Annotated in this window: 18 protein-coding genes, 1 tRNA gene and 1 riboswitch; of the genes, 10 read left to right on the top strand and 9 right to left on the bottom strand. The window is 71.9% G+C overall.

The window, feature by feature from the left end; genetic code table 11:
- Positions 1 to 230: 230 nt before the first annotated feature.
- Together FHS38_RS27640 and FHS38_RS27635 are read left to right on the top strand one after the other, a co-directional pair.
- Complete coding sequence (locus FHS38_RS27640) at positions 231 to 1,418, top strand: MBL fold metallo-hydrolase (RefSeq protein WP_184738038.1); 1,188 nt, start codon at positions 231 to 233, stop codon at positions 1,416 to 1,418.
- 143 nt (positions 1,419 to 1,561) lie between these two features.
- Positions 1,562 to 2,443, top strand: coding sequence for a chitosanase (locus FHS38_RS27635; protein ID WP_184738036.1), 882 nt, complete (start codon positions 1,562 to 1,564; stop codon positions 2,441 to 2,443).
- Between the two features lie 48 nt (positions 2,444 to 2,491).
- Here the strand turns inward: FHS38_RS27635 and FHS38_RS27630 are convergent, their stop codons facing one another.
- Positions 2,492 to 5,740, bottom strand: coding sequence for an amidohydrolase family protein (locus FHS38_RS27630; RefSeq protein ID WP_184738034.1), 3,249 nt, complete (start codon positions 5,738 to 5,740; stop codon positions 2,492 to 2,494).
- Between the two features lie 233 nt (positions 5,741 to 5,973).
- On the opposite strand from FHS38_RS27630, the gene FHS38_RS27625 reads away from it, so the two are divergent.
- Positions 5,974 to 6,372 carry an MmcQ/YjbR family DNA-binding protein gene (locus tag FHS38_RS27625; protein WP_184738033.1) on the top strand — a complete coding sequence of 133 codons (399 nt, stop codon included), beginning with the start codon at positions 5,974 to 5,976 and terminating at the stop codon, positions 6,370 to 6,372.
- A gap of 63 nt (positions 6,373 to 6,435) precedes the next feature.
- Here FHS38_RS27625 and FHS38_RS27620 read toward each other — a convergent pair whose 3' ends face one another.
- Positions 6,436 to 6,729: a YiaA/YiaB family inner membrane protein gene (locus tag FHS38_RS27620; protein ID WP_184738031.1), complete on the bottom strand. Its 294-nt coding sequence runs from the start codon at positions 6,727 to 6,729 to the stop codon at positions 6,436 to 6,438.
- A 235-nt stretch (positions 6,730 to 6,964) separates the two neighbouring features.
- Between FHS38_RS27620 and FHS38_RS27615 the strand changes: the two genes are divergently transcribed.
- The 3 genes from FHS38_RS27615 (at position 6,965) to FHS38_RS27605 (ending at position 8,083) form a co-directional block, all read left to right on the top strand.
- Positions 6,965 to 7,041 (top strand) — tRNA-Pro (locus FHS38_RS27615).
- A gap of 166 nt (positions 7,042 to 7,207) precedes the next feature.
- Positions 7,208 to 7,384, top strand: coding sequence for a hypothetical protein (locus FHS38_RS27610; RefSeq protein ID WP_229822943.1), 177 nt, complete (start codon positions 7,208 to 7,210; stop codon positions 7,382 to 7,384).
- 243 nt (positions 7,385 to 7,627) lie between these two features.
- Positions 7,628 to 8,083, top strand: a complete 456-nt coding sequence (locus tag FHS38_RS27605; RefSeq protein ID WP_184738029.1) for a PPOX class F420-dependent oxidoreductase — start codon at positions 7,628 to 7,630, stop codon at positions 8,081 to 8,083.
- Between the two features lie 96 nt (positions 8,084 to 8,179).
- On the opposite strand, the gene FHS38_RS27600 is transcribed toward FHS38_RS27605, so the two are convergent.
- The 4 genes from FHS38_RS27600 to FHS38_RS27585 form a co-directional block, all read right to left on the bottom strand.
- Positions 8,180 to 9,175 (bottom strand): sporulation-delaying protein SdpB family protein, encoded by a 996-nt coding sequence (locus FHS38_RS27600; RefSeq protein WP_184738027.1) that lies wholly within the window; start codon positions 9,173 to 9,175, stop codon positions 8,180 to 8,182.
- Positions 9,169 to 9,735, bottom strand: a complete 567-nt coding sequence (locus FHS38_RS27595) for an SdpA family antimicrobial peptide system protein (protein ID WP_184738025.1) — start codon at positions 9,733 to 9,735, stop codon at positions 9,169 to 9,171. The genes FHS38_RS27600 and FHS38_RS27595 overlap by 7 nt, the downstream gene beginning before the upstream one ends.
- A gap of 142 nt (positions 9,736 to 9,877) precedes the next feature.
- Positions 9,878 to 10,564 (bottom strand): sporulation delaying protein family toxin, encoded by a 687-nt coding sequence (locus FHS38_RS27590; RefSeq protein ID WP_221495395.1) that lies wholly within the window; start codon positions 10,562 to 10,564, stop codon positions 9,878 to 9,880.
- A 233-nt stretch (positions 10,565 to 10,797) separates the two neighbouring features.
- Positions 10,798 to 11,787, bottom strand: coding sequence for an SdpI family protein (locus FHS38_RS27585; protein ID WP_184738021.1), 990 nt, complete (start codon positions 11,785 to 11,787; stop codon positions 10,798 to 10,800).
- Positions 11,788 to 11,950: 163 nt separating this feature from the next.
- On the opposite strand from FHS38_RS27585, the gene FHS38_RS27580 reads away from it, so the two are divergent.
- Together FHS38_RS27580 and FHS38_RS27575 are read left to right on the top strand one after the other, a co-directional pair.
- The gene (locus FHS38_RS27580) at positions 11,951 to 12,526 is read left to right on the top strand and encodes an antibiotic biosynthesis monooxygenase (RefSeq protein WP_184738019.1); all 576 of its coding nucleotides are present in this window, start codon (positions 11,951 to 11,953) and stop codon (positions 12,524 to 12,526) included.
- A 44-nt stretch (positions 12,527 to 12,570) separates the two neighbouring features.
- On the top strand, positions 12,571 to 13,149 hold the full coding sequence (locus tag FHS38_RS27575; protein WP_184738017.1) for an LURP-one-related family protein: 579 nt from the start codon (positions 12,571 to 12,573) through the stop codon (positions 13,147 to 13,149).
- 55 nt (positions 13,150 to 13,204) lie between these two features.
- On the opposite strand, the gene FHS38_RS27570 is transcribed toward FHS38_RS27575, so the two are convergent.
- Positions 13,205 to 14,128, bottom strand: coding sequence for a pyridoxal-phosphate dependent enzyme (locus FHS38_RS27570; protein WP_268246257.1), 924 nt, complete (start codon positions 14,126 to 14,128; stop codon positions 13,205 to 13,207).
- 648 nt (positions 14,129 to 14,776) lie between these two features.
- Between FHS38_RS27570 and FHS38_RS27565 the strand changes: the two genes are divergently transcribed.
- Positions 14,777 to 15,478 carry a transglycosylase SLT domain-containing protein gene (locus FHS38_RS27565; RefSeq protein WP_184738016.1) on the top strand — a complete coding sequence of 234 codons (702 nt, stop codon included), beginning with the start codon at positions 14,777 to 14,779 and terminating at the stop codon, positions 15,476 to 15,478.
- A 188-nt stretch (positions 15,479 to 15,666) separates the two neighbouring features.
- On the opposite strand, the gene FHS38_RS27560 is transcribed toward FHS38_RS27565, so the two are convergent.
- Positions 15,667 to 16,536, bottom strand: a complete 870-nt coding sequence (locus tag FHS38_RS27560; protein WP_184738014.1) for a 3-hydroxybutyryl-CoA dehydrogenase — start codon at positions 16,534 to 16,536, stop codon at positions 15,667 to 15,669.
- A gap of 343 nt (positions 16,537 to 16,879) precedes the next feature.
- Positions 16,880 to 18,163 carry an isocitrate lyase gene (aceA, locus tag FHS38_RS27555; protein WP_184738012.1) on the bottom strand — a complete coding sequence of 428 codons (1,284 nt, stop codon included), beginning with the start codon at positions 18,161 to 18,163 and terminating at the stop codon, positions 16,880 to 16,882.
- 362 nt (positions 18,164 to 18,525) lie between these two features.
- On the opposite strand from aceA, the gene FHS38_RS27550 reads away from it, so the two are divergent.
- The gene (locus tag FHS38_RS27550; RefSeq protein ID WP_184738009.1) at positions 18,526 to 19,935 is read left to right on the top strand and encodes a short-chain fatty acyl-CoA regulator family protein; all 1,410 of its coding nucleotides are present in this window, start codon (positions 18,526 to 18,528) and stop codon (positions 19,933 to 19,935) included.
- 63 nt (positions 19,936 to 19,998) lie between these two features.
- A riboswitch (cobalamin riboswitch) is annotated at positions 19,999 to 20,173 on the top strand.
- The last annotated feature ends 136 nt before the right edge of the window (positions 20,174 to 20,309 follow it).

The following is a 20,309-nucleotide window of genomic DNA, read 5'->3' as shown; positions in this document are numbered from 1 at the left end:
GCCGGGCGCCGAGCCTGCACAGTGGGTTCCCGGTACGGACGCCGCCGTCCGGGCCCATAAGTCAACGGGGGTGGGCCCGGGCGGTGACGTCCAGGTGTACGCGCAGCTCAGCGGCCCGGCGCGTGGGATGGATCACCGTGTGCTCCGGCCGCTCGGGCAGATAATGGGGTGACCTGCCCTCCCCCGTGGCCCGCACGGCACGGGGGCGCCCCCATCGTCTTGGAGGTGCCGTGACCGGCTCCCGACCGCACAGCTCACCGCTCGACTCTCTGCGCCCGGCCGCCTTCGGGGCGGATCCGTCCGGGGAGCGGATGGCGCGCATCCGGCGGTCGCCGCACTTCGCCGACGGCCGGTTCGTCAATCCGGTGGCGGCCGACCGGACCCCGTCCGGCTCCATGCTGAAGTTCCTGCCCACCTACTTCCGCAGGGACGAGCGCGTCCGCAGAGCCCCCGCCGGGCCGGTGCCCGTGCACCCCACGACCATCGCCGACCTCGCGGACCCCGCCGCCTCCGGGCTGCGCATCACCTGGATGGGCCACTCCAGCGTCCTCGCCGAGATCGACGGCCGCCGACTGCTGTTCGACCCGGTGTGGGGCGAGCGCTGCTCGCCGTTCGACTTCGTGGGGCCCAAGCGCCTGCACCCGGTGCCGGTGCCGCTGGCCGAGGTCGGGCCGGTCGACGCGGTGATCATCTCCCACGACCACTACGATCACCTGGACCTGCCGACGGTCAAGGCCCTGGCCCGGGCCGGCACGCGCTTCGTCGTGCCGCTCGGAGTCGGCGCCCACCTCGAGCACTGGGGGGTGTCCGCCGACCGGGTGACCGAGCTCGACTGGCACGAGTCGACCCAGGTCGTCGAGGGCCTCACGCTCACCGCCACCCCCGCCCGACACTTCTGCGGCCGGGGGCTGCGCAACACCCAGCACACCCTGTGGGCCTCCTGGGTGGTCACCGGCCCCGAACACCGGATCTTCCACAGCGGTGACACCGGTTACTTCCCGGGCTTCGCGGACATCGGCGCCCAGTACGGGCCCTTCGACGTCACGATGGTGCAGATCGGCGCGTACAGCGAATTCTGGCCGGACATCCACATGACCCCCGAGGAGGGCATGCGCGCCCATCTCGACCTGCAGGGCGGCGTGCCCCACGGGTTCATGCTGCCGATCCACTGGGGGACCTTCAACCTCGCACCGCACCCCTGGGAGGAGCCCGCAGAGGGGACGCTCGCCGCGGCGCACCGTGCCGGTGCGACGGTGGCCACCCCCCGTCCCGGGCAGCCGTTCGAGCCCGCCGCCGGGCCGCGGGTGGACCCGTGGTGGCGCACGGTCGCGGTACGGCCGGCCGGCGGCTGGGCCGACATCGGGGACGGCGCGGCGAACGGTGTCGAGGACGACGCCGAGGTCATTCTGCAGGCGTAGCAAGCCTGTTGGCGGCGGCCGGGCAGGTGGCGGTTTCTCACCAGGATGCGTACGGGCCTCTTGTGGCGTGAGCGGAAGGGCCGCTTCAATGGCGCCGATGGTTAGGAAAGCTTCCTAACAGCCGATCGGGAACGGAGCTCCGCATGCCCGCGCGCACCTCGAAGAGGATCCCTGTGTCCGGCCGACTCGCCCTCGTGGGTCTGGCCGCCGCGATCCCCACCGCCCTGATGCTCACCGGGGTGGACCAGGCGTCCGCCACCGCGACCTCCACCGCCCCCGCCCCCCGGGCCACCTCCCACACCCTGGCGGCGGGCACCGACCTGAACGACCCGTACAAGAAGGACATCGCCATGCGGCTGGTGTCGAGCGCGGAGAACTCCTCGCTCGACTGGCGCGCCCAGTTCACCTACATCGAGGACATAGGCGACGGCCGCGGCTACACCGCCGGCATCATCGGCTTCTGTTCCGGCACCGGCGACATGCTCGACCTCGTCGAGCGCTACACCAAGCAGAAGCCCGACAACCCGCTGGCCAAGTACCTCCCCGCGCTGCGCAAGGTCAACGGCAGCGACTCGCACGCGGGCCTCGGCAAGCCCTTCGAGGACGCCTGGAAGAAGGCCGCCCAGCACAAGGCCTTCCAGGACGCGCAGGAATCCGAGCGCGACCGCGTCTACTTCGACCCCGCGGTCAAGCAGGCCAAGGCCGACGGCCTGCGCGCACTCGGCCAGTTCGCCTACTACGACGCGATCGTCATGCACGGCCCCGGCAGCAGCAAGGACAGCTTCGGCGGCATCCGCAAGGCCGCACTGGCCAAGGCCAAGCCCCCGGCGCAGGGCGGCGACGAGAAGACCTACCTGGGCGCCTTCCTCGACGCCCGCAAGAAGGCCATGCAGAGCGAGGAGGCGCACAGCGACACCAGCCGCGTCGACACCGCGCAGCGCGTCTTCCTCAACAACGGCAACTTCGACCTCAAGCCGCCGCTGAAGTGGAAGGTCTACGGCGACTCGTACGAGATCAACGAGTAGCCGGCGGACCCGCGCACCCTCCGCCGAGGGTGCGCGGGCAGCCATCGGTCAGAGCGTGTCCATGTCGCAGCAGGAATCGCGGCGCAACTGCCGCCCCACCGCGAGCCAGTCCTCCTGCCGGACCCCCGCGCGCGGGGCCGGGACCCCCGCCGGCTCGTACGCACCGACCAGCCGCGCCTGCTCGAACGGCACCCCGCCCCGCAGCACCGACTCCGTGCGGACGAGCGAGTCGAAGTCCGTGAACGGATCACCGTCGATCACCGTCGCGTCGGCGAACTTGCCGACCTCCAGGGTGCCCAGATCCCGCTCCGCGCCGAGCGCCCGCGCGGGCAGCACCGTCGCGGTGCTCAGCGCCTGGGCCGCCGACAGCCCGAAGCGGTGCAGGGCCCGCAGCCCCAGATGCAGGGACAGCCCGACCGGCACCAGCGGGGCGTCCGTGCCGAGCGCCACGATCCCGCCACCGGCCAGCACCCGCCGGTAGACCCCGATCTCCCGCTCCAGCGTCGCCAGCTGGTCGGCGGTCGGCCGCGCCGCCGCCGTCTGCCGGACGACCGCGAGGTCCCACGGCGGCATCAGCCGGGTGACCCGGGGGTCCTGCGCCAGGTCCGGGTCGTCGCCCAGCAGGGGAACGGACGTGAACATCGTGGCGACCAGGTGGAAGTCCGTGGCGGTATAGATCTCCGTCAGGTCCTGGTAGGCCTGCCCGGCCGCGGTCGTGGCGTGCCCGAACTCCAGCCGCTGCGTGGCCTGGAGGTGCGTCGTCAGGTCCTGCCCGAGCTGGACGCCCGGCGAGCACAGATGGCTGCCGGCCCGGACGCCGAGCCGCTCGTGCGCGAACCGCGCCGCCTCCTCCATCACCCAACCCGGCGCCCTGACATACGTCTTGACGAAGTCCCAGTCCAGGGCGGCGGCACGGGTCAGCGACCGGCGCAACCCCTCCTCGGTGCGGTGCGCGCGCCCCATGCTGTACGCCACCCGGGCCCCGTCCAGCAGCTCACCGGTGGCCAGCAGCCGCGGCCCGGCGAGCTCGCCCGCCGCGACGGCCTCCCGGATCCGCGCCTGCTCGTAGGCGAAGCCGCCGAAGGAGACCGCGGTGGTGATCCCGTAGGCCAGCTGCAGCGCCGTCTGCCGGCCGCCGTAGGTGTTCTGGTAGGGGTGCGTGTGGGTGTCCCACAGCCCCGGGATCACGGTCCGCCGCGACGCGTCGACGGTCCGCAGCGCCGCCCGCCGCGCCCGGTGCGGCTCGACGGCGGCGATGCGCCCGCCCCGCACGACGATGTCGACGTCCTCGCGGACGGCCTTGCCCGTGCCGTCCCAGAACTTCCCGGCCCGCACGACGGTGTCGGCGGGCGTGAGACGGCGGTAGTCGAGCGGGACGGGAACGGTGCGCGCCGGGCCGTTCGCCTTGCCGCCCGTGACGTCGAGCAGCCGCAGCCGCCCGGCCGAGAGGTAGAGCAGCTTGCGCGAGTCCGCGGACCACGAGGGGTGGTCGGCGGCCTCGTCGGTGATCCGGCGGGCCTCGCCGTCGGGGGTCCCGTCGGGCCGTACGGGCAGCAGCCACAGCGCGGATTCGACGATCACCGCCATCAGGCGGCCGTCGGGCGACCAGACGGGGCCCGAGTCGTAGCGGTCGGCGATCGAGGTGTGCGGGGCGACGGGGTGCAGCCGGGCGGCGCCGGTGGTGGTGTCGACGACCCGGATCAGGTTGTAGCCCTCACGGAATCGCTGGTTGAGGCGGTTGCGGTCGCAGAACGCGACATGGCGGCCGTCGGGCGCCCAGCTGGGCCGCCCGGGCAGCCCGCCGCCGCCCATGGGGGCCGCCAGCACCCGCTCCGTACCGGCGGCGAGGTCCCGCACGAGGAGGTTGCCGGAGAGGTCCAGGCAGGCCAGCCGCTTGCCGTCCGGCGAGAGCGCCGGATACGCGCGCCCGCCGTCGGCCAGCACGGTCTCCTTGCCGGAGGCGAGGTCGTGGCGGCGCACCGCCGGCAGCCCGCCGCGGTCGTCGGTATAGACCAGCGCCCGCCCGTCGTGGGTCCAGGTCGGGGCCAGCAGATAGCGCGTGGGGTCCGTCCGCACCACGCGACGCGGCGCCCGGCCGCCGGAGACGTCGGCCACCCAGAGCGAGTTGAGCGCGGCGAACACCACCTGCCGGGCGTCCGGCGACAGCGCCGGCAGGTGCACCGCCCGCACCCGGCGCACGACGCCGCCCTCGAAGTCGTACCGCTTGCCGCGGTAGCGGGGGCGGTCGACGGGCAGAGGAGCGGTGAAGGCGATGGTGTCGGCGGTGTCGGCCTCGCGGTTCGCTCCGGGCCGCGCGGGGCGGACGATCCGGAACTGACCGCTCACCGTCAGCAGCAGCTCGTCGCGCGACACCCACCGCGGCGGAACCGGCTCCACGTCCCCGTCCACCGCCACCACGGCCCCGTCCACGACGAGCACGCAGGAGGCGGTGGGCGCGGCCGTCGTCCGCAGATAGGCCAGCTTCCCGGCCGGTGACACCGCCGGCGTCATCACCTGCGCCGCGGCGCTCTCGACGTGCTCGACCCGTACCGGCCCCTGCCCGTCCGACGGCACGGAGGCGACCGTCCGGGCCTCCAGCGCCGCCCCGGCGACCTTGGCGCGGACGAAGAGCAGCCGGGACCCGTCCGGGGACCAGACGGGGTCGAAGTCCTCCCAGGCCCCGTCCTGCGCCGGCCCCTCCTGCCCGGGCAGCCCGGTGACCCGGGTGAGCGCACCGGTACGGACGTCGATCACCCACACGCGGTACGGGCTGCCCGCCACCGGGTCCCCGTCGCGCTCGGAGGCGAAGGCGATCCGGGTGCCGTCCGGCGACCAGGACGGCCCGCGGTCGTCCCAGGGCCCGTCCGTGAGCTGCCGGAGCCCGGAGCCGTCGGTGCGGCAGGTCCACAGATGGAAGCCGCCGCCCCGGTAGGCGCAGACCGCGAGGTGCTTGCCGTCCGGGGAGTGCACCGGGCGCGTGGGCTCGAGGTCGGCCGGGGTGATGGCGACGGCCTCCCCACCCGCGCGGGGAATGGACCACAGGACGTTCTGCACCTCGGCGACCAGCCGGTCACCGGCGGGCGAGAGCGACGCCGAACCGTTCGTGGCGGCGGTGAAGGAGAACGTGACCTTGCGCGTGGCGGCCTCACCGGAAGCGAGACCGGGCACCGCGGCCACCGCGTCCACAGGGAGCGCGGCGGCCGCGCCGGCCACGGCGGCGGTGCCAGCGGTGGCCTGCAGGAATCTGCGCCGGGAGAGGGCGGAAGGGGTAGCGTCCGCCGGGCCGGTGGTGTCCAACTGTCCTCCTGGTGCGGGGGAGTTGCGCGGTGCGGGAGCTGAAAACGAGAGGCTTGATACTTGCACGCCACACCGGTCCAAGGTCAACACCGCGCGGCCCCCGAGCTCGCTCCGGCGCTGCCGCCGGTGCGGGTGCCGGTGCCGGGGGCTACGGTCGTTCGTATCCGCACCGGACGGGCCGGCGGGGTCGGGCCCGCGCCGGTGGTCCTGCCGTCGGAGAGAGACGGGCGATCATGGTCACTGCCGAGGACGTACGCACGATCGCGCTCTCCCTGCCGGAGACGGCGGAGAAGCTCGCCTGGGGGATGCCCACGTTCCGGGTGGGCGGGGCGGCCGGGAAGAGCGGCAAGTCCGGAAAGATCTTCGCTGCGCTGGCGGACGACGACGCGTCGCTGGGCGTGAAGTGTCCGCGCGAGGAGCGGGCGGAGCTGATCGCGACGGAGCCGGCGAAGTTCTTCGTCCGCCCCGGCCACGACGACAACTACGACTGGCTGCGGGTGCGCCTCGCCGCGATCGAGGACACCACGGAGCTGCGCGCGATCCTCCTCGACGCCTGGCGCCGGACCGCGCCCCGCTCGGTCGTCGACGCGCACGGCGGGGCGGGGGAGGCGGTGGCGGAGGGGGAGGGGTGAGGGGTGGGGTGTGGGGTGGGGTGAGGGGCCGGCTGAGTGCGCGGCCTGTCGGCCCTCGGCTTCTCAGATCCCCCCGGCTTTGAAGACGTCCTGCTCGATGAGCAGCTTGTCGATCCGCGCCTTGTCCACGCGGTTGGTCACCTCCTCGACCTCCTGCCGGTCCCGCACGCATTTGGCCAGCGTGAACGCGGACGAGACCACGAAGATCAGCCCCAGCCCCAGGAACGCCCGCTCCCACGCCCCCACGGGCAGCTTCGCGATCCCCACGGCCAGCGCGACCAGGGACAACCCGAACGAGAGCGCGGCCTGCACGAAGAAGGCCGTGGTCGTCGGCCGCTGTATCGATGGAGTGCTCATGCGCGTAGCGTGTCCGCGCCCTGACCCCGAGCGCATGAGTACGGCTACTCATCTCCGTGGGCCGCCGGTCCCGATCATGCTCCGGCCGGGCCCCGGATCCGTCTCCGGATCGATCTCCGGATCCGTCTCCATCCGAGGTCAGAGGCTCGCGAAAGCCGTGCGCGACCACCGGCTGAAGTGCGGTATTGTTCTCATGCGCGGTCGGCGAGGGCGAAAGCCCGGGCCGGTTGAGCATCGGGACGTGGCGCAGCTTGGTAGCGCACTTGACTGGGGGTCAAGGGGTCGCAGGTTCAAATCCTGTCGTCCCGACCAGCGTTTTCGCAGGTCGGAGCCCGTTTTCGCAGAGATGCGGAGGCGGGCTTTCGGGTTTTTCGGGGCGGGGTGGACTCGCTGTGGTCGCCGCCAGTAAAGGCGGAGCAGGCGGCGGGGGCGCCGCCCGGGTTCCGGCAGCACCGCCAAGCCCGGCGACGACATCCACATGCTCTTCTACCAGGGCGAGTTCTGCGCGATGCTCTACAGCAACGACGACCTCAAGAACTGGCTTCCCGTCCTCGCGGACACCCCCATCGGCTTCGCCGGTATGCACTACCTGGGCGTGGACGGCCTCCAGGCCGCCTATGGCCACATCGAGAAGTCCACCGTCAACGTCGGCTGACCCCCACCGCACGCGCGGACGCATGGTCCGCCCCTCGGATGGCCGCCCCGGAGCCGGCGCCGGTGCGGCCTGGCAAAGGCGCACGGGGCATTGAGGACGGCATTGATCTACAGCCGTGCCAATTGCTCGGCATCCCCTCGCCCCCGGTCGCAGAAGGCCACGCAGTGTGGTGACGTCGGTGCGCACGTCAGGATGGACTGCGCGTTCGCGCATCGCTCGCGTCGGGCCGGGCAGTACTGCCTCATGATGGCGATACCGCGCGACATACGAAGCAGGATCGAAGCGCCGCACATCTGGTACGTCGCCACGGTCAATCCTGACGGGTCACCGCACGTCAGCCCCATGTGGGTGGGGCTCGACGGAGACCTGCTGATGTTCAACACCGCCATCGGCCGGATCAAGGAACGCAACCTGCGCCGCGAACCGCGGGTGTGTCTGTCCCACGCCGACCCGACGGATCCCTACGACCGCGTGCAGATCCGCGGCATCGCCGTCCGCTTCGTGGAAGGCCCGGAAGCGGACCGGAACATGGACCGGCTGGCCCGCACCTACGTGGGCACCGAGCAATTCGAATGGGGGATCCCGGGCGAGCAGCGTGTCATCGTGCTGGTCGAGCCGTCCCGGATCCGCCACGTGACCGGCATCGAGCCCCTCCCGCCCGGGGCGCCAGGAGCAACCGCCCCCTCCGGCCGGCCCTGACGGGCACCCTCGCAAGAGGTTCCCTGCGTCGCGGCGTGTCCTCGCGTCCCGCGCCCGGGCGTGCGCGCCCCCGAGGCGCGGGGAGCCGGTCGAGGGCTACGGGACCAGCGGCCTGGGTGAGGCGGGCACGGCGGGTTCCGGGGTCGCGGGTGCGTTGTCCTTGGTCGGTGCGGATGCGTTCGCCGTCGCCCTCTTTCGCGTGCGGACGGAGGTGGGGAGCGGGAAGCTGTGCCCGATGGGGGTCAGGAGGAGGAAGAGTCCCGCCCACATGGCGAAGGCGAAGCTCCACAGGCCCATCAACACGGCGATGCCCAGGTGGAACGCGATGCCGAGCGGCAGCAGCACCCATCGCCTGCGCTGCGGCATCAGCAGGGCGGCGGCCAGGGCGAGTTCGAGGGCGACGGGCAGCCAGGTCAGGGCGGCGACGCCGACGGGGGAGTAGACGACCGGGTCGGTCAGGGGGCGCAGCCACTCGGGGAAGCCGAACGAGGAGTTGTTCGCCCAGTAGTACATGGCGCTGCCGTCGGCCCATTCGGTGTGCGGGAGTTTGGCCACGCTCGCCTGGAAGTAGAGGAAGGCCATCTGGAGGCGGGCGATGGTCCATGCGCTGGTGCCGAGCAGGGCCCGGCCGCGGGTGACACGGGTCGTGGGCTCGCCGGCGGTGGAGTCTTCGGTTGTCTGCCAGTGCCAGCGGCGTCCGTCGCCGAGTGCGATCAGTGCCAGGAGCAGGCACAGGATCCAGGTGATCTGGTCGCCGCCGTCTCCGATGGCGATGCCGGAGAAGACACTGAAGCTGATGTAGGCGTGCGGCAGCGCGGTGATCCGTGGCCGCCAGCCGGATGCGACGACCAGCAGGACGGCGACGGACAGCCACCGCAGCAGGTCGAACTGCCCCCGCGGTACGAGGCAGAAGGCGCCGCCTGCCGTCATGCCCTGGCACAAGGGGTATTCGCCGATGGTCACCACGGGGCGGAAGAGGGTGGCCGTGCTGCTGAAGGCCAGGGTGCCGGCCGTGCCGAGGGCGAGCAGGGTGCGGGCGAGCCCGTAGGCGTTGCCCCAGGGCAGCGGGATGCTGCGGGTGCGGGTCAGCATGTGACGTCCAGGGTGAGGAAGCGCTCGGGTGTCGTGCGTTCATCGACGAGATCGCGCCAGGCCCAGGGGACGGGCTTCTCCTGGACGAGCGCGACGCGGCCGCAGACCGTCGGCTCGGGCGAGGGGTTCTCGACCTTCCGGGCGGCCCGGGCGCCTGCCAGGCAGTCGGCGAGCCCCTCCTCGCATTCCTTCCAGTCCTTCTTCTCCGCCAGGTTGAGCAGGAGGGAGATCTCGATGCCCTGGGAGCGGGACGCGCGGTCGAGGCCGAAGGCGTTGTGCGGGCTGGAGTGCGGGGTGAGGGCCAGGGAGGTCCAGGTGCCGTCCGCGGTCCGCCCGTAGGGCAGGACCTCCACGTCCCTGGGGGACTTGGTGAAGAACGCCCAGCCCTGCGGGGCGACGTTGGCGACGGTGGACCGGGCCTGCTTCTGGCCGGGCAGGGACAGCACGTTCTTGGGCACGTGGACCTGAGCCACGTAAAGGACCGCCACGCCCCAGACGGCGACGACGGCGAGCACCGAACGTCCGGATACCTGGACGCGGCGCGGCGAGGTCCCTTGCATGGTTCGGCGGAGGAAGTGGCGGAACCCTGAGGTCCCTTGGGGGCGTGTCACGTCGTCATCCCGGTCGTGGGTGGTCTGGGTGTGGGCCGGGCCACGCCGGCGTGGCCCGGCCCACGGGAGGTGCTGTGCGACCGCGCCTGGATCAGGCGGTCTTGAGGATCTTCGTCACGTTGGCGACGGCTTCGTCGTGGCCGAGAGCGGTGTCGTCGCCCTTGGGCGGCGCGCTCCAGAACCAGTTCTTGGCCTTGACGAAGTTGGCGCCGACCGCGACGGTCACGGTGACCGCGGCGGCCGCGGCCGTCACGGCCGCGGCGATGTGCACGACCGCACCGGCGACGGCGACGAGCGTGCCGCACATCTGGCCGTTCTGGGCCAGCTGCGCGGAGTTCTTGCCGTTCGTGGTCTTGGCTGTCGACAGCAGCTTGGACTGCGCGTCGTTGATGGCGGACTCGACCTTGCGCGGGTCACCGCTGCGGACCTTCTTGGCGAAGGCGGCGAAGAAGCCTGGGTACTTGGCCTCGATGGCCTCGTTGACCGCCTGCGCGACGCGCGCGGAGTCCTTGGCGTCGGCCTTGGCGAGCTCCTGGTGCATCCCGCTGAACATCGGGCTCTTGGCGAGCTCCGCGCCGACCTTGCCCTGGCCGAAGAACAGGCCGTTGAAGACGGCCTTGCCGTCCTGGGTGGCGTTCGGGCCCGGCTTGGCGGGCGCGGACTTGACGGTCTTCGCGTGGTCCGCGCTCGGCGACGCGGCGGCCGTGACGCCGGTGAAGCAGACCGCCGCGGCCGTCAGGCCGCCGACGATCCCGGCGGTGCGCCGGTTCATCTTCATGAGTGTTCCCCCTCGATGGTGGGTGTTCCGGTCCCGCGGCGGTGGAGTGGTCGCTGCCGCGGGACACGTGATCTTCGACGGGGAACTTTTCCATTACCCGGAAGTAAGGTCACCGGTCGTCGAGGGTTTCTTATGTGTTCTTGATGCCGGGAATTGCCCGTCGATGTACGGAAGTTCAGGTTCCGTCGGGCCTCGGTGCCCACACGGGAGTGATCGAGGCGGAAGGGGTAGGGTCACCCCCCGGCGGGACTGCGGCGTTCACGGTCGGCCAGAGCGTTGAGCAGCGCCGCGGCGGTCGCGGCGTCGTCGACGGTGACGACGAACTCGCTGCCTGTCGTCAGCCGAGCGGAGAGGGCGTCACCGGAGCGCAGCACGATGCCACTGGCGCCGGGCCGCGCCCGGTAGCCCCACCCGCCGAAATCGCGGACGGGGTTGACGGGGCGGTGGCCCGCTTCGGCGATGCGCTCCAGTGGGACATTGAGGCGAGGCCAGGGGGCGAGCGTGGGAGTGACGGTGATCCCGCGCCGGTCTGCGGTGATGCGGGCCCCGGTCAGCAGGGCGAGGGGAACCCCGGTGACCAGCAGGGGCACGGCGGGCAGCCACCCGGTGGTGATCCCGACGACGAGGCCGGCGGTCAGAACGAGCATGCCGGTGAGGGGAAGGACGCGGGATCCGGTGACGCGGGACCAGGAGGCGGTCTCGGCATCGCCGAGAGGGAGGAGGGCGGTGCCGACCGAGGGGCCGGCGACGGTTTCGCTCTCCTCGACCCGCCCGCAGGCGAACCACCCCACCGTCGCGTAGGCCGCCGCGGCCCCGAAGGCGAGCACGGCCTGGAGACCGGGCAGCGTGACGGACGCGGCGTTGTCGGCATCGGCGTTGGCCAGCAGCACGGCGACGACCAGCCACCCGGTCAGCACGGCGGCGGCGCCGCCGGTGACGGCGATCACCCGCTGAACGCCGGGGGTTGTGCGTATCCAGTGGGTGAGCCCACCGAAGAGCACCGCGTCACCGAGCAGGACGGCCAGCGCGACGGCGAGAAAGGCCCCTTGCCCCGAGAAGCCGTCGGCCTCCCCGCCGGGGCCTATGTGCGTGGCCATCCGCCCGGGTAAGCGGTCGCGCAGGGAGAGGAAGACGGAGAGGACGACGACGGCGGCCAGTAGGGGTGGCGCGACGGCGACCAGGGCGCGACGCGCGTTGACGGGCAGGTGCCGGGTTTGCGGCATGACAACACCTCCAGTTGTTTGCATAGTAATAGAACAACTATGACTGGGGAAGGTGTGGCGCATCGTGCGCGTGCGGAGTCTCGCGTGCCTCGCGCAGGGGAATATGCCGGGGCAGTCAGTGCACAAGAGGTGTATGTGACATAACGGCACCTATCGTGTCCTCATGACCGAACCGGCACGGGGAACACACAGCAGTGGTGACGACCAGGTCAACGTCGTCTACACCTGGCTGGTGGAACCGGGCAGGGAAGGCGACTTCGAGGAATGGGCGCACGGCATCCAGCGGGTGGCCCGCACCTTCCCGGGAGAACTGGGCGTCACCTGGCTGCGCCCGGAGAGCGGCGGCAACCGCTTCCACACGGTCGTACGGTTCCAGGACACCGCGAGCCTGGAACGGTGGATGGAATCCCCCGAGCGCGCACAGTGGCACGACCGGCTCACGGGCATCGCGCGTCCGGAGCACCCCCACCTCACGACCACCGGGATGGAGTCCTGGTTCACCGTGCCCGGCGGGGTCGCCCGGCCGCCCGCCCGTTGGAAGATGGCGTGCACGACGCTCCTGGCCGTGTACCCCTTCGTCCTCGCGTACACCTGGCTGGTGGCGCCGAACCTCCTGTCCTGGCCGATTCCCCTGCGCGCCGCCGTTCTCCCGCTCGTCCTGTCCCCGACGTTGACCTACCTGGTCATGCCCCGCCTCAGTGAGCTGTTCCGCCGCTGGCTCTATCCCGACACCCCCTGAGTGCGTGTCACGGGCCGTCCGGCGGGGAGGTTACTGTCCCCCGTATGCAGCAATTGAGTGAGTTCGTCATGACACAGAAGATCACCGCACTGGTGAATCGGTATGTGATCACCACCCGCGACGGCAGTGCCGTCGTCGCGTTCGCGGAGCAGAAGAGGGTGGCGCTCAAGGAGGAGGTCACGCTCTGGACGGGCGAGGACCGCTCTGTGGTGCTCTGCCGTTTCAAGGCCCGGAAAGTCATCGACCTCGGGGCCACTTACGAGGTGAGCGGGGCGGAAGGCGAGCCCATAGGCACCTTCCGCAAGGACGCCAAGGCCTCCCTGCTCCGGTCCACCTGGCACCTGACGCAGGGTGAGGAGCCGTCGGTCAAGGGCGCCGAGCGCAGTGTCGGCATCGCTCTGGCGCGCCGGGCCGTGGAGATAGCCGACGCGGTGCTGCCGATACCGGTCCCGGTGCCCTTCGTGTACCACTTCGACTTCGCCCGGGACGGGCAGCCGGTGATGTCGGTGGAGCGGAAGATGGGGTTCAAGGACCGCTACGCCGTGCGGATCCAGGACGCGGACCTCGATCGCCGGCTCGCCCTGAGCATGGTCGTGGCCCTGGACGCCCTCCAGTCGCGGTGAGGCGCCGACGGGCCGGCTCCTGGCCTCCGCCCCGTCGGACGCCGGCACGGGGTGCTCACTCCGTGACGGCCCGCAGCGCGGCCCGGTCGATCAGGGCCATCGCGTAGCCGTCGCGGAGGACCACGGCTGTGTCCAGACCCCGCTCTGTCAGCTCGGCGAGCGCCGCCGCTGCCGGTTCCCCGTAGCCGAAGTGGGGGAGCGGTGCGCCGAGTCGGCCGGCGATCGGGTCGGCAGGGGCGGCCTTGCCGTCCCGGACGGCGGTTTCGAGTTCCTCCAGCGACACGGATCCCGTCAGCTCGGGCGCGGTGGGCCGACGCCGGGGGCCCACCGGGCACGGCCCGGCCGGGAACACGGGCGGTGCGCCGCCGTCGCGCCCTGCCCGCAGGGATGCCAGGGCGTCGCCCACGGTGCTCCGCGTGTGCAGGTACGGCAGCGGTGGCGCGTGCTCGTCCGTGGGTGCCGCGTCCGCGACCCGGGCGTGTGTGGCGTCACCGTCCAGGAAGCCCAGGCGCAGCAGCCAGGTGTCGTCGAAGTACTTCGAGAGGTACTGCCGCCCGGAGTCCGGGAGGACCACCACGACCACGGCTTCCGGACCCGCCTCGGCGCCGACGCGCAGGGCCGCGGACAGCGCCGTGCCGGAGGATCCACCGACGAGCAGTCCCTGTTCGCGCGCGAGTCGGCGGATGGTCGTGATCGCTTCGCGGTCCTCGACGGGCAGGATGCGGTCGACGACGTCCTGGTGGTACGACTGCGGCCAGGGGTCCTCGACCGTCTCCGCGTGGCGGAAGTGCCCGGCGGCTTCGGTGAAGTACGGACGGCCGTCGCCGCCGGAGTACACGGAGGACGTGGGGTCGGCGCCGGTCACCTGGACGGCACCGCCACCGACCTCCTTGAGGTAACGGCCGGCACCGCTGATCGTGCTGCCGGTCCCGACGCAGGACACCAGGTGTGTGACGCGGCCCCGGGTCTGCCGCCAGATCTCCGGCCTCGACGATCGTCCCGCCCGGCCGCAGCAGCCCGTCCCGCTCGGCCCGCTCGACCATGCGGAGGCCTATTCGGTCCTTGGAGCTGCCACCGACGCTCAAGTACTCCAGCTTGGCGTAGACGGCGGCGGACTGCTCGCCACCGGCGTGCGCAGACGGACCAGCGGCGTGCCGCCGACGAGATCGAGCACGGACTCGCGGACATCCGTCACCGCACCCTAGCCAAGCGGTGCGGGGGGTGAACGGCGTTCCGGGCAAGCCGGCCGGACGCTCAGGGGCCCGCGGGACGCCGTGCGCTCAGCCTCCGGCCATGACGCCGGTGCCGGTGTGCACGCCATGCGCCTGTGCGGTCACGTGGTGTGTGGGGGTGGGGGGTGTGGTGTGAGGCCGCTCATGGGATCCAGATCACGTACGAACCCGGATAGTGGGATCCCGATTCGGACATAAGGGTGTGAAATGGGGTGCTGGGTGGGGTGTGCGGGGGTGTGTTGTTCGGGGGCGGGGTAGTAGGTCACACCTTTGCCAGCGGGTTTTCGGGCCGCTAACAATTGCCGAGTCGCATGGCGCCGTCGATCGAGACGCGGCGCTTTTTTCGCGCCGATCCGGCCAGTGCGACTCACGCGATTGGAAGAGGTTCAGCCAGCATGCGCTCCACCATCACCGGTACTGCCCGACTGACCAAGACCCACAAGCTCTCCGCCGCCGGCCTGACCGCCGCTGCGGGCGCCGCGGCCCTGGCCTTCGCCGTCACCCCCGGCCATGCCGCCGCCGAGACCCCCTCCATCGCCGTGAAGCCCGTCGCGTGGACCACCACCGACCTCGGCGCCCACGACAACATCGGCAAGCAGTCCGACACCGCCGCCGCCAAGGCCAAGGTCGACGCCGCTGCCGCGAAGAAGAAGGCCGACGCCGCCGCGAAGGCCAAGAGCGACAAGGCCCGCGCCGATCAGCAGGCCGCCAGCCGCTCCCAGGCCCGCACCCCCGTCAAGCCCGCGGCCCCGGCGGCTCCGGTGAAGAAGGCCTACGCGGACAACCTGGACGGGTGGATCAAGGAGTCCCTGGACATCCTGAAGTCCAAGAACATCCCCGCCACCTACGACGGCATCAAGCGCAACGTCATGCGTGAGTCGACCGGCAACCCCCGCGCGATCAACGACTGGGACATCAACGCCGTCAACGGTGTCCCCTCCAAGGGCCTGCTGCAGATCATCGACCCGACCTTCAAGGCCTACCACGTCGAGGGCACCTCCTGGGACCCCTACGACCCCGTCGCCAACATCACCGCGTCCTGCAACTACGCCGCCGACAAGTACGGCTCCATGGACAACGTCAACTCCGCGTACTAAGGAGTCGACCCCCGCATGCCGAAGGGCGGCAGCATCACACCGGTGCTGCCGCCCTTCGGCGTATCCCAGAGCGTGCGGAGGGCGCGGCGCGCCCCCCCGTGGTCGCTCCGCGCCGCTCCGTAGCGGCCCGGGCCCCTCAGCCCCGGCCGTGACCCGGGCCCCTCAGCCCCGGCCGTGACCCGGGCCCCTCAGCCCCGGTCGTATATATGGAACCCCCGGCCCGTTTTCCGTCCCAGCAGCCCCGCCTCGACCATCCGTAGCAACAGCGGCGGTGGCGCGTAGAGGGGCTCCTTGAACTCGGCGTAGAGGGATTCCGCGATGGAGGCGACCGTGTCGAGGCCGATCAGGTCGGCCAGTTTGAGCGGGCCCATCGGGTGGGCGCAGCCCAGCTCCATGCCGGCGTCGACGTCGGTGGCGGTCGCGAAGCCGGACTCCGCCATGCGGACCGCTGCGAGCACGTAGGGGATCAGCAGGGCGTTGACGACGAAGCCCGCCCGGTCCTGGGAGCGGATCGCGGTCTTGCCGAGTGTCGTGACGGCGAATTCCTCGACTTCGGCGGCAGCCTCGGCGCTCGTGTGCAGCGAGATGACGATCTCCACCAGCGGCAGCACCGGCACCGGGTTGAAGAAGTGCAGGCCCAGCACGCGGTCGGCGCGGCGGGTCGCCATGCCGAGGCGCATCACGGGGATCGAGGAGGTGTTGGTGGCCAGGATCGCCTGTGGATCCTCGACGATCTTGTCGAGGGCGCCGAAGATCTCGGTCTTGGCCTCGGCGTTCTCCACGACGGCTTCGACGACGAGCTGCCGGTCGGCCAGATCGGCCAGGTCGCCGCTGAAGGCGATCCGGGCGAGGGCGTCCGCCGCTGTCGCGCGGTCCGTCTTTCCGCGCTCGACGGCCCGCTCCAGGGACCGGGCGATCCGCTCCCGGGCCTGCCGGGCCGCGAAGGCGTCCGTCTCGCAGACCACCGTGTCGAGCCCCGCGCGGGCGCAGACCTCGGCGATTCCGGCGCCCATCCGGCCGCCGCCGACCACTCCGACCCGTCGGATGCGCGCGCTCATGACCGTACCGCCGGGCGCCGGACGAGGTGGCGGGTGGGGGACTCGGCGTGGACGCGCCTGGAGGTGAGAGTCATGGGGATGCTCCTGAGCCGGAGGGGCGGGCCGGGGTGATCCGGCCTGCCCGGGTCTGCGGGTCACGCGGGCCGCGGGTCCTGGGGGCTGCCCGGTGGATCTTCGTGGGTCGGCGAGCGGCGTCCGGTGGGTGCGGGCGCACGGTGGGGGGCCGCCCTCGTACCGGGCGCACCCGGGCGACGCCGGCGACGCGGCGGGTTCCCCCGGCCACCGCCGGGAGGTGTCCCCGGCGCCGGGCGCCGGGGGTCCGCGAAGATCCGCCGGCCAGGCCCTAGTGGAACTGCTCCTCCTCCGTGGAGCCGCGCAGCGCGAGCGTCTCCGCGGCGGGGTTGAGCGCCGTGCTGACCTGGTCGAAGTAGCCGGTGCCGACCTCGCGCTGGTGCTTCACGGCGGTGAAGCCGTGCTGCTGGTCGGCGAACTCCCGCTCCTGGAGGTCGACATAGGCGGGCATGCCGTGCTCCGCGTAGCCCCGGGCCAGGTCGAACATGCCGTGGTTGAGGGAGTGGAAGCCGGCCAGGGTGATGAACTGGAAGCGGTAGCCCATGGCCCCCAGCTCCCGCTGGAACTTGGCGATCTGGTCGTCGTCCAGCGCGGCCCGCCAGTTGAAGGAAGGCGAGCAGTTGTAGGCGAGCATCTGCTCGGGGTACTCGGCGTGGACGGCCTCGGCGAACTCGCGCGCCTGCGCCAGGTCGGGGGTGCCGGTCTCCACCCACAGCAGGTCCGCGTAGGGGGCGTAGGCGAGGCCCCGGGAGATCACGGGACCCATGCCGGGCTCGACGCGGTAGAAGCCCTCGGCCGTGCGCTCGCCGGTGCAGAAACGGGCGTCGCGCTCGTCGACGTCGGTGGTCAGGAGGTTGGCGGCGAGCGCGTCCGTACGGGCCACGATCAGGGTCGGCACATCGGCGATGTCGGCGGCGAGGCGGGCCGCGTTGAGGGTGCGGATGTGCTGGGAGGTGGGCACCAGGACCTTGCCGCCGAGGTGGCCGCACTTCTTCTCGGACGCGAGCTGGTCCTCGTAGTGGATGCCGGCCGCGCCCGCCGCGATCATCGCCTTGGTCAGCTCGAAGGCGTTGAGCGGGCCGCCGAAGCCGGCCTCGGCGTCGGCCACGATCGGGGCCAGCCAGTCGACGCCCGCGCCGTCGCCCTCGGCGGTGGCGATCTGGTCGGCGCGCAGCAGCGCGTTGTTGATCCGGCGCACCACGGTCGGCACGGAGTTGACGGGGTACAGGCTCTGGTCGGGGTAGGTGTGCCCGGCCTGGTTGGCGTCGGCGGCGACCTGCCAGCCGGACAGGTAGATGGCCTGCAGCCCGGCCTTGACCATCTGCACGGCCTGGCCGCCGGTCAGCGCGCCGAGCGCGTGGATGTAGTCACGCTCGTGGAGCTGCCGCCACAGCCGCTCGGCGCCGCGCCGGGCCAGGGTGTGCTCCTCCCGGACGCTGCCGCTCAGCCGCACCACGTCCTCGGCGCCGTACGAGCGCCGCACGCCCTGCCAGCGCGGGTCCGTCGCCCACCGCTGTGCCAGCTCCTCGGCCGTCGTCGTCCCTGCCTGCGCCATGACCGTCTCCCAGTGTCGCCGTGTCGCGTCGGATCCGCGGTGAGTCCGCGGTGGATCCGTACCGGACCCCTGCGGGGACCGCAGCGAATCCGCCCGGACTTCTGTCAAGAATGCGAAGGGAAAGCGTTTCCCCTGGTAAGTGCGGCCCGCCGTGCCCCCGTTGAGCGGGCAATGTTGAGAAGCGGGGGCTCCGGCGGGCCGTGCTACGACTCTGGCAGCGGCACTCAGTGCCATCAACCATGGCCGGTTGCCAAGTTCTGTGAATCTTCTCGGACTTGTTTGCCAACCTTGCCAACATCCGACTCCGCTTGCGCCCGGCTAGGGTGGGCGCACGGAGCCGGGGGCGGCCGAAGGGGGCCTGGGTGAGCAAGACATACGCGGGGGTACGACTGCGGCGGCTGCGCGAGGAGCGGCGGCTCAGCCAGGCCCAACTGGCCCGGATGCTCGCCATCTCGCCCAGCTACCTCAACCAGATGGAGCACGACTCCCGCCCGCTGACCGTGCCCGTACTGCTCCGGCTCACCGAGGCGTTCGGCGTGGACCCCGGCTTATTCTCCGAGCGCGACACCGGCCGTGTCCTGGCCGACCTGCGCGAGGCCCTCGCCGACGAGGTCGCCGCCGCCCGCGTCTCACCCACCGACCTGTCGGAACTCGCCTCCCGGCTGCCCGCCGTGGCGGCGGTGCTGCTCGACCTGGGGCGGCGCAACCAGGCCCTGACCGAGCGGCTCGCCGAGGTCGCCGAGCACCGCGGCACCGACGACCCGGCCATGCCGCGCTCCCCCCACGAGGAGATCCGCGAGTTCTTCTACCGCCGGCAGAACTACCTCCCCACCGCCGACACCGCCGCCGAGGAGCTGGCCGCCCAGATCGGCATCCGCCCCGGCGAGGTGCTGCGGGCCCTGGCCACCCGGCTCGCCGAACGCCACGGGGTCCGCATCGCCGCCGACGCCGACCAGCTCCACCGCTACGACCCCCTCGCGCGGGTGCTGCACCTGTCGAACCGGCTGCGCCCCGGCCAGCAGGCCTTCCGGATGGCGACCCAGCTCGCCCTGCTGGAGTACGGCGGGGAACTCACCCGGCTCGCCTCGGAGGACTACGAGGAAGGCTCCGCCATCTGGCCGCTGGCCCGGATCGGCGTCGCCAACTACTTCGCCGCCGCGCTGATCCTGCCGTACCGCGAGTTCCACGCCGCGGCGGAGGAACTGCGGTACGACATCGAGCGGCTCGCCGACCGCTTCGGGCTCGGCTACGAGACCGTCTGCCACCGGCTCAGCACGCTCCAGCGCCCGCGGCTGCGCGGGGTGCCGTTCTCGTTCGTCCGGGTCGACCGCGCGGGCAACATGTCCAAACGGCAGTCGGCCACCGGCTTCCACTTCTCCCGCGCCGGCGGCACCTGCCCGCTGTGGAACGTCTACGAGGCGTTCGCCTCTCCCGGCCGCATCCATGTGCAGATCGCGGCCATGCCGGACGGGCAGCGTCATCTGTGGACCGCCCGCACCGTCACCCGGCACCGGGGCGGCTGGGGCGAGCCCGGCAAGACCTTCGCCATCGGGCTCGGCTGCGAGATCCGCCACGCCTCCCGGCTCGTCTACTCCGACGGGCTCGACCTGGACAACGCCTCGGCCGCCACCCCGATCGGCATGGGCTGCCGGATCTGCGAGCGCCTGGACTGCCCGCAGCGGGCCGTTCCGCCGCTCGGCCGGCCCCTCGCCGTCGACGAGAACCGCAGCACCTTCGTGCCGTACCCGGTGCTGGACACGGGGCCCCGCTGAAATCGGCCGGCCGACACTCGGGACCGGGAGCCCCTGGACTTACTAGGACGTCCAACTATATGTTCGGGGGACAAGGTCCGCGGTGCAGGGAAGCCGGTGTGAAACCGGCACGGTCCCGCCACTGTGACCGGGGAGTTCGTCCTCGCGGTACACGCCACTGACGAGCGGGATGTCGGGAAGGCACGAGGACGCGCGCTGATCCGGGAGTCAGGATACCGGCCGCGGAACGTTCCGTGTTGTCCACGAGGATGGAGCAGACACGCATGGCACCGGTCCGTACCCACGACCCTGGTGATCCGGCGCAGCGAGCGGCAACTCCCGCTTCCTGACGGCTCTATGCCCTTCGCGTCCCGCGACCCGTCGGCGGCCGCGCG

This window comes from Streptomyces netropsis, from assembly GCF_014203545.1.
Taxonomy (GTDB): Bacteria; Actinomycetota; Actinomycetes; order Streptomycetales; family Streptomycetaceae; genus Streptomyces; species Streptomyces netropsis.
This window is presented reverse-complemented; position numbering and strand designations above follow the sequence as displayed.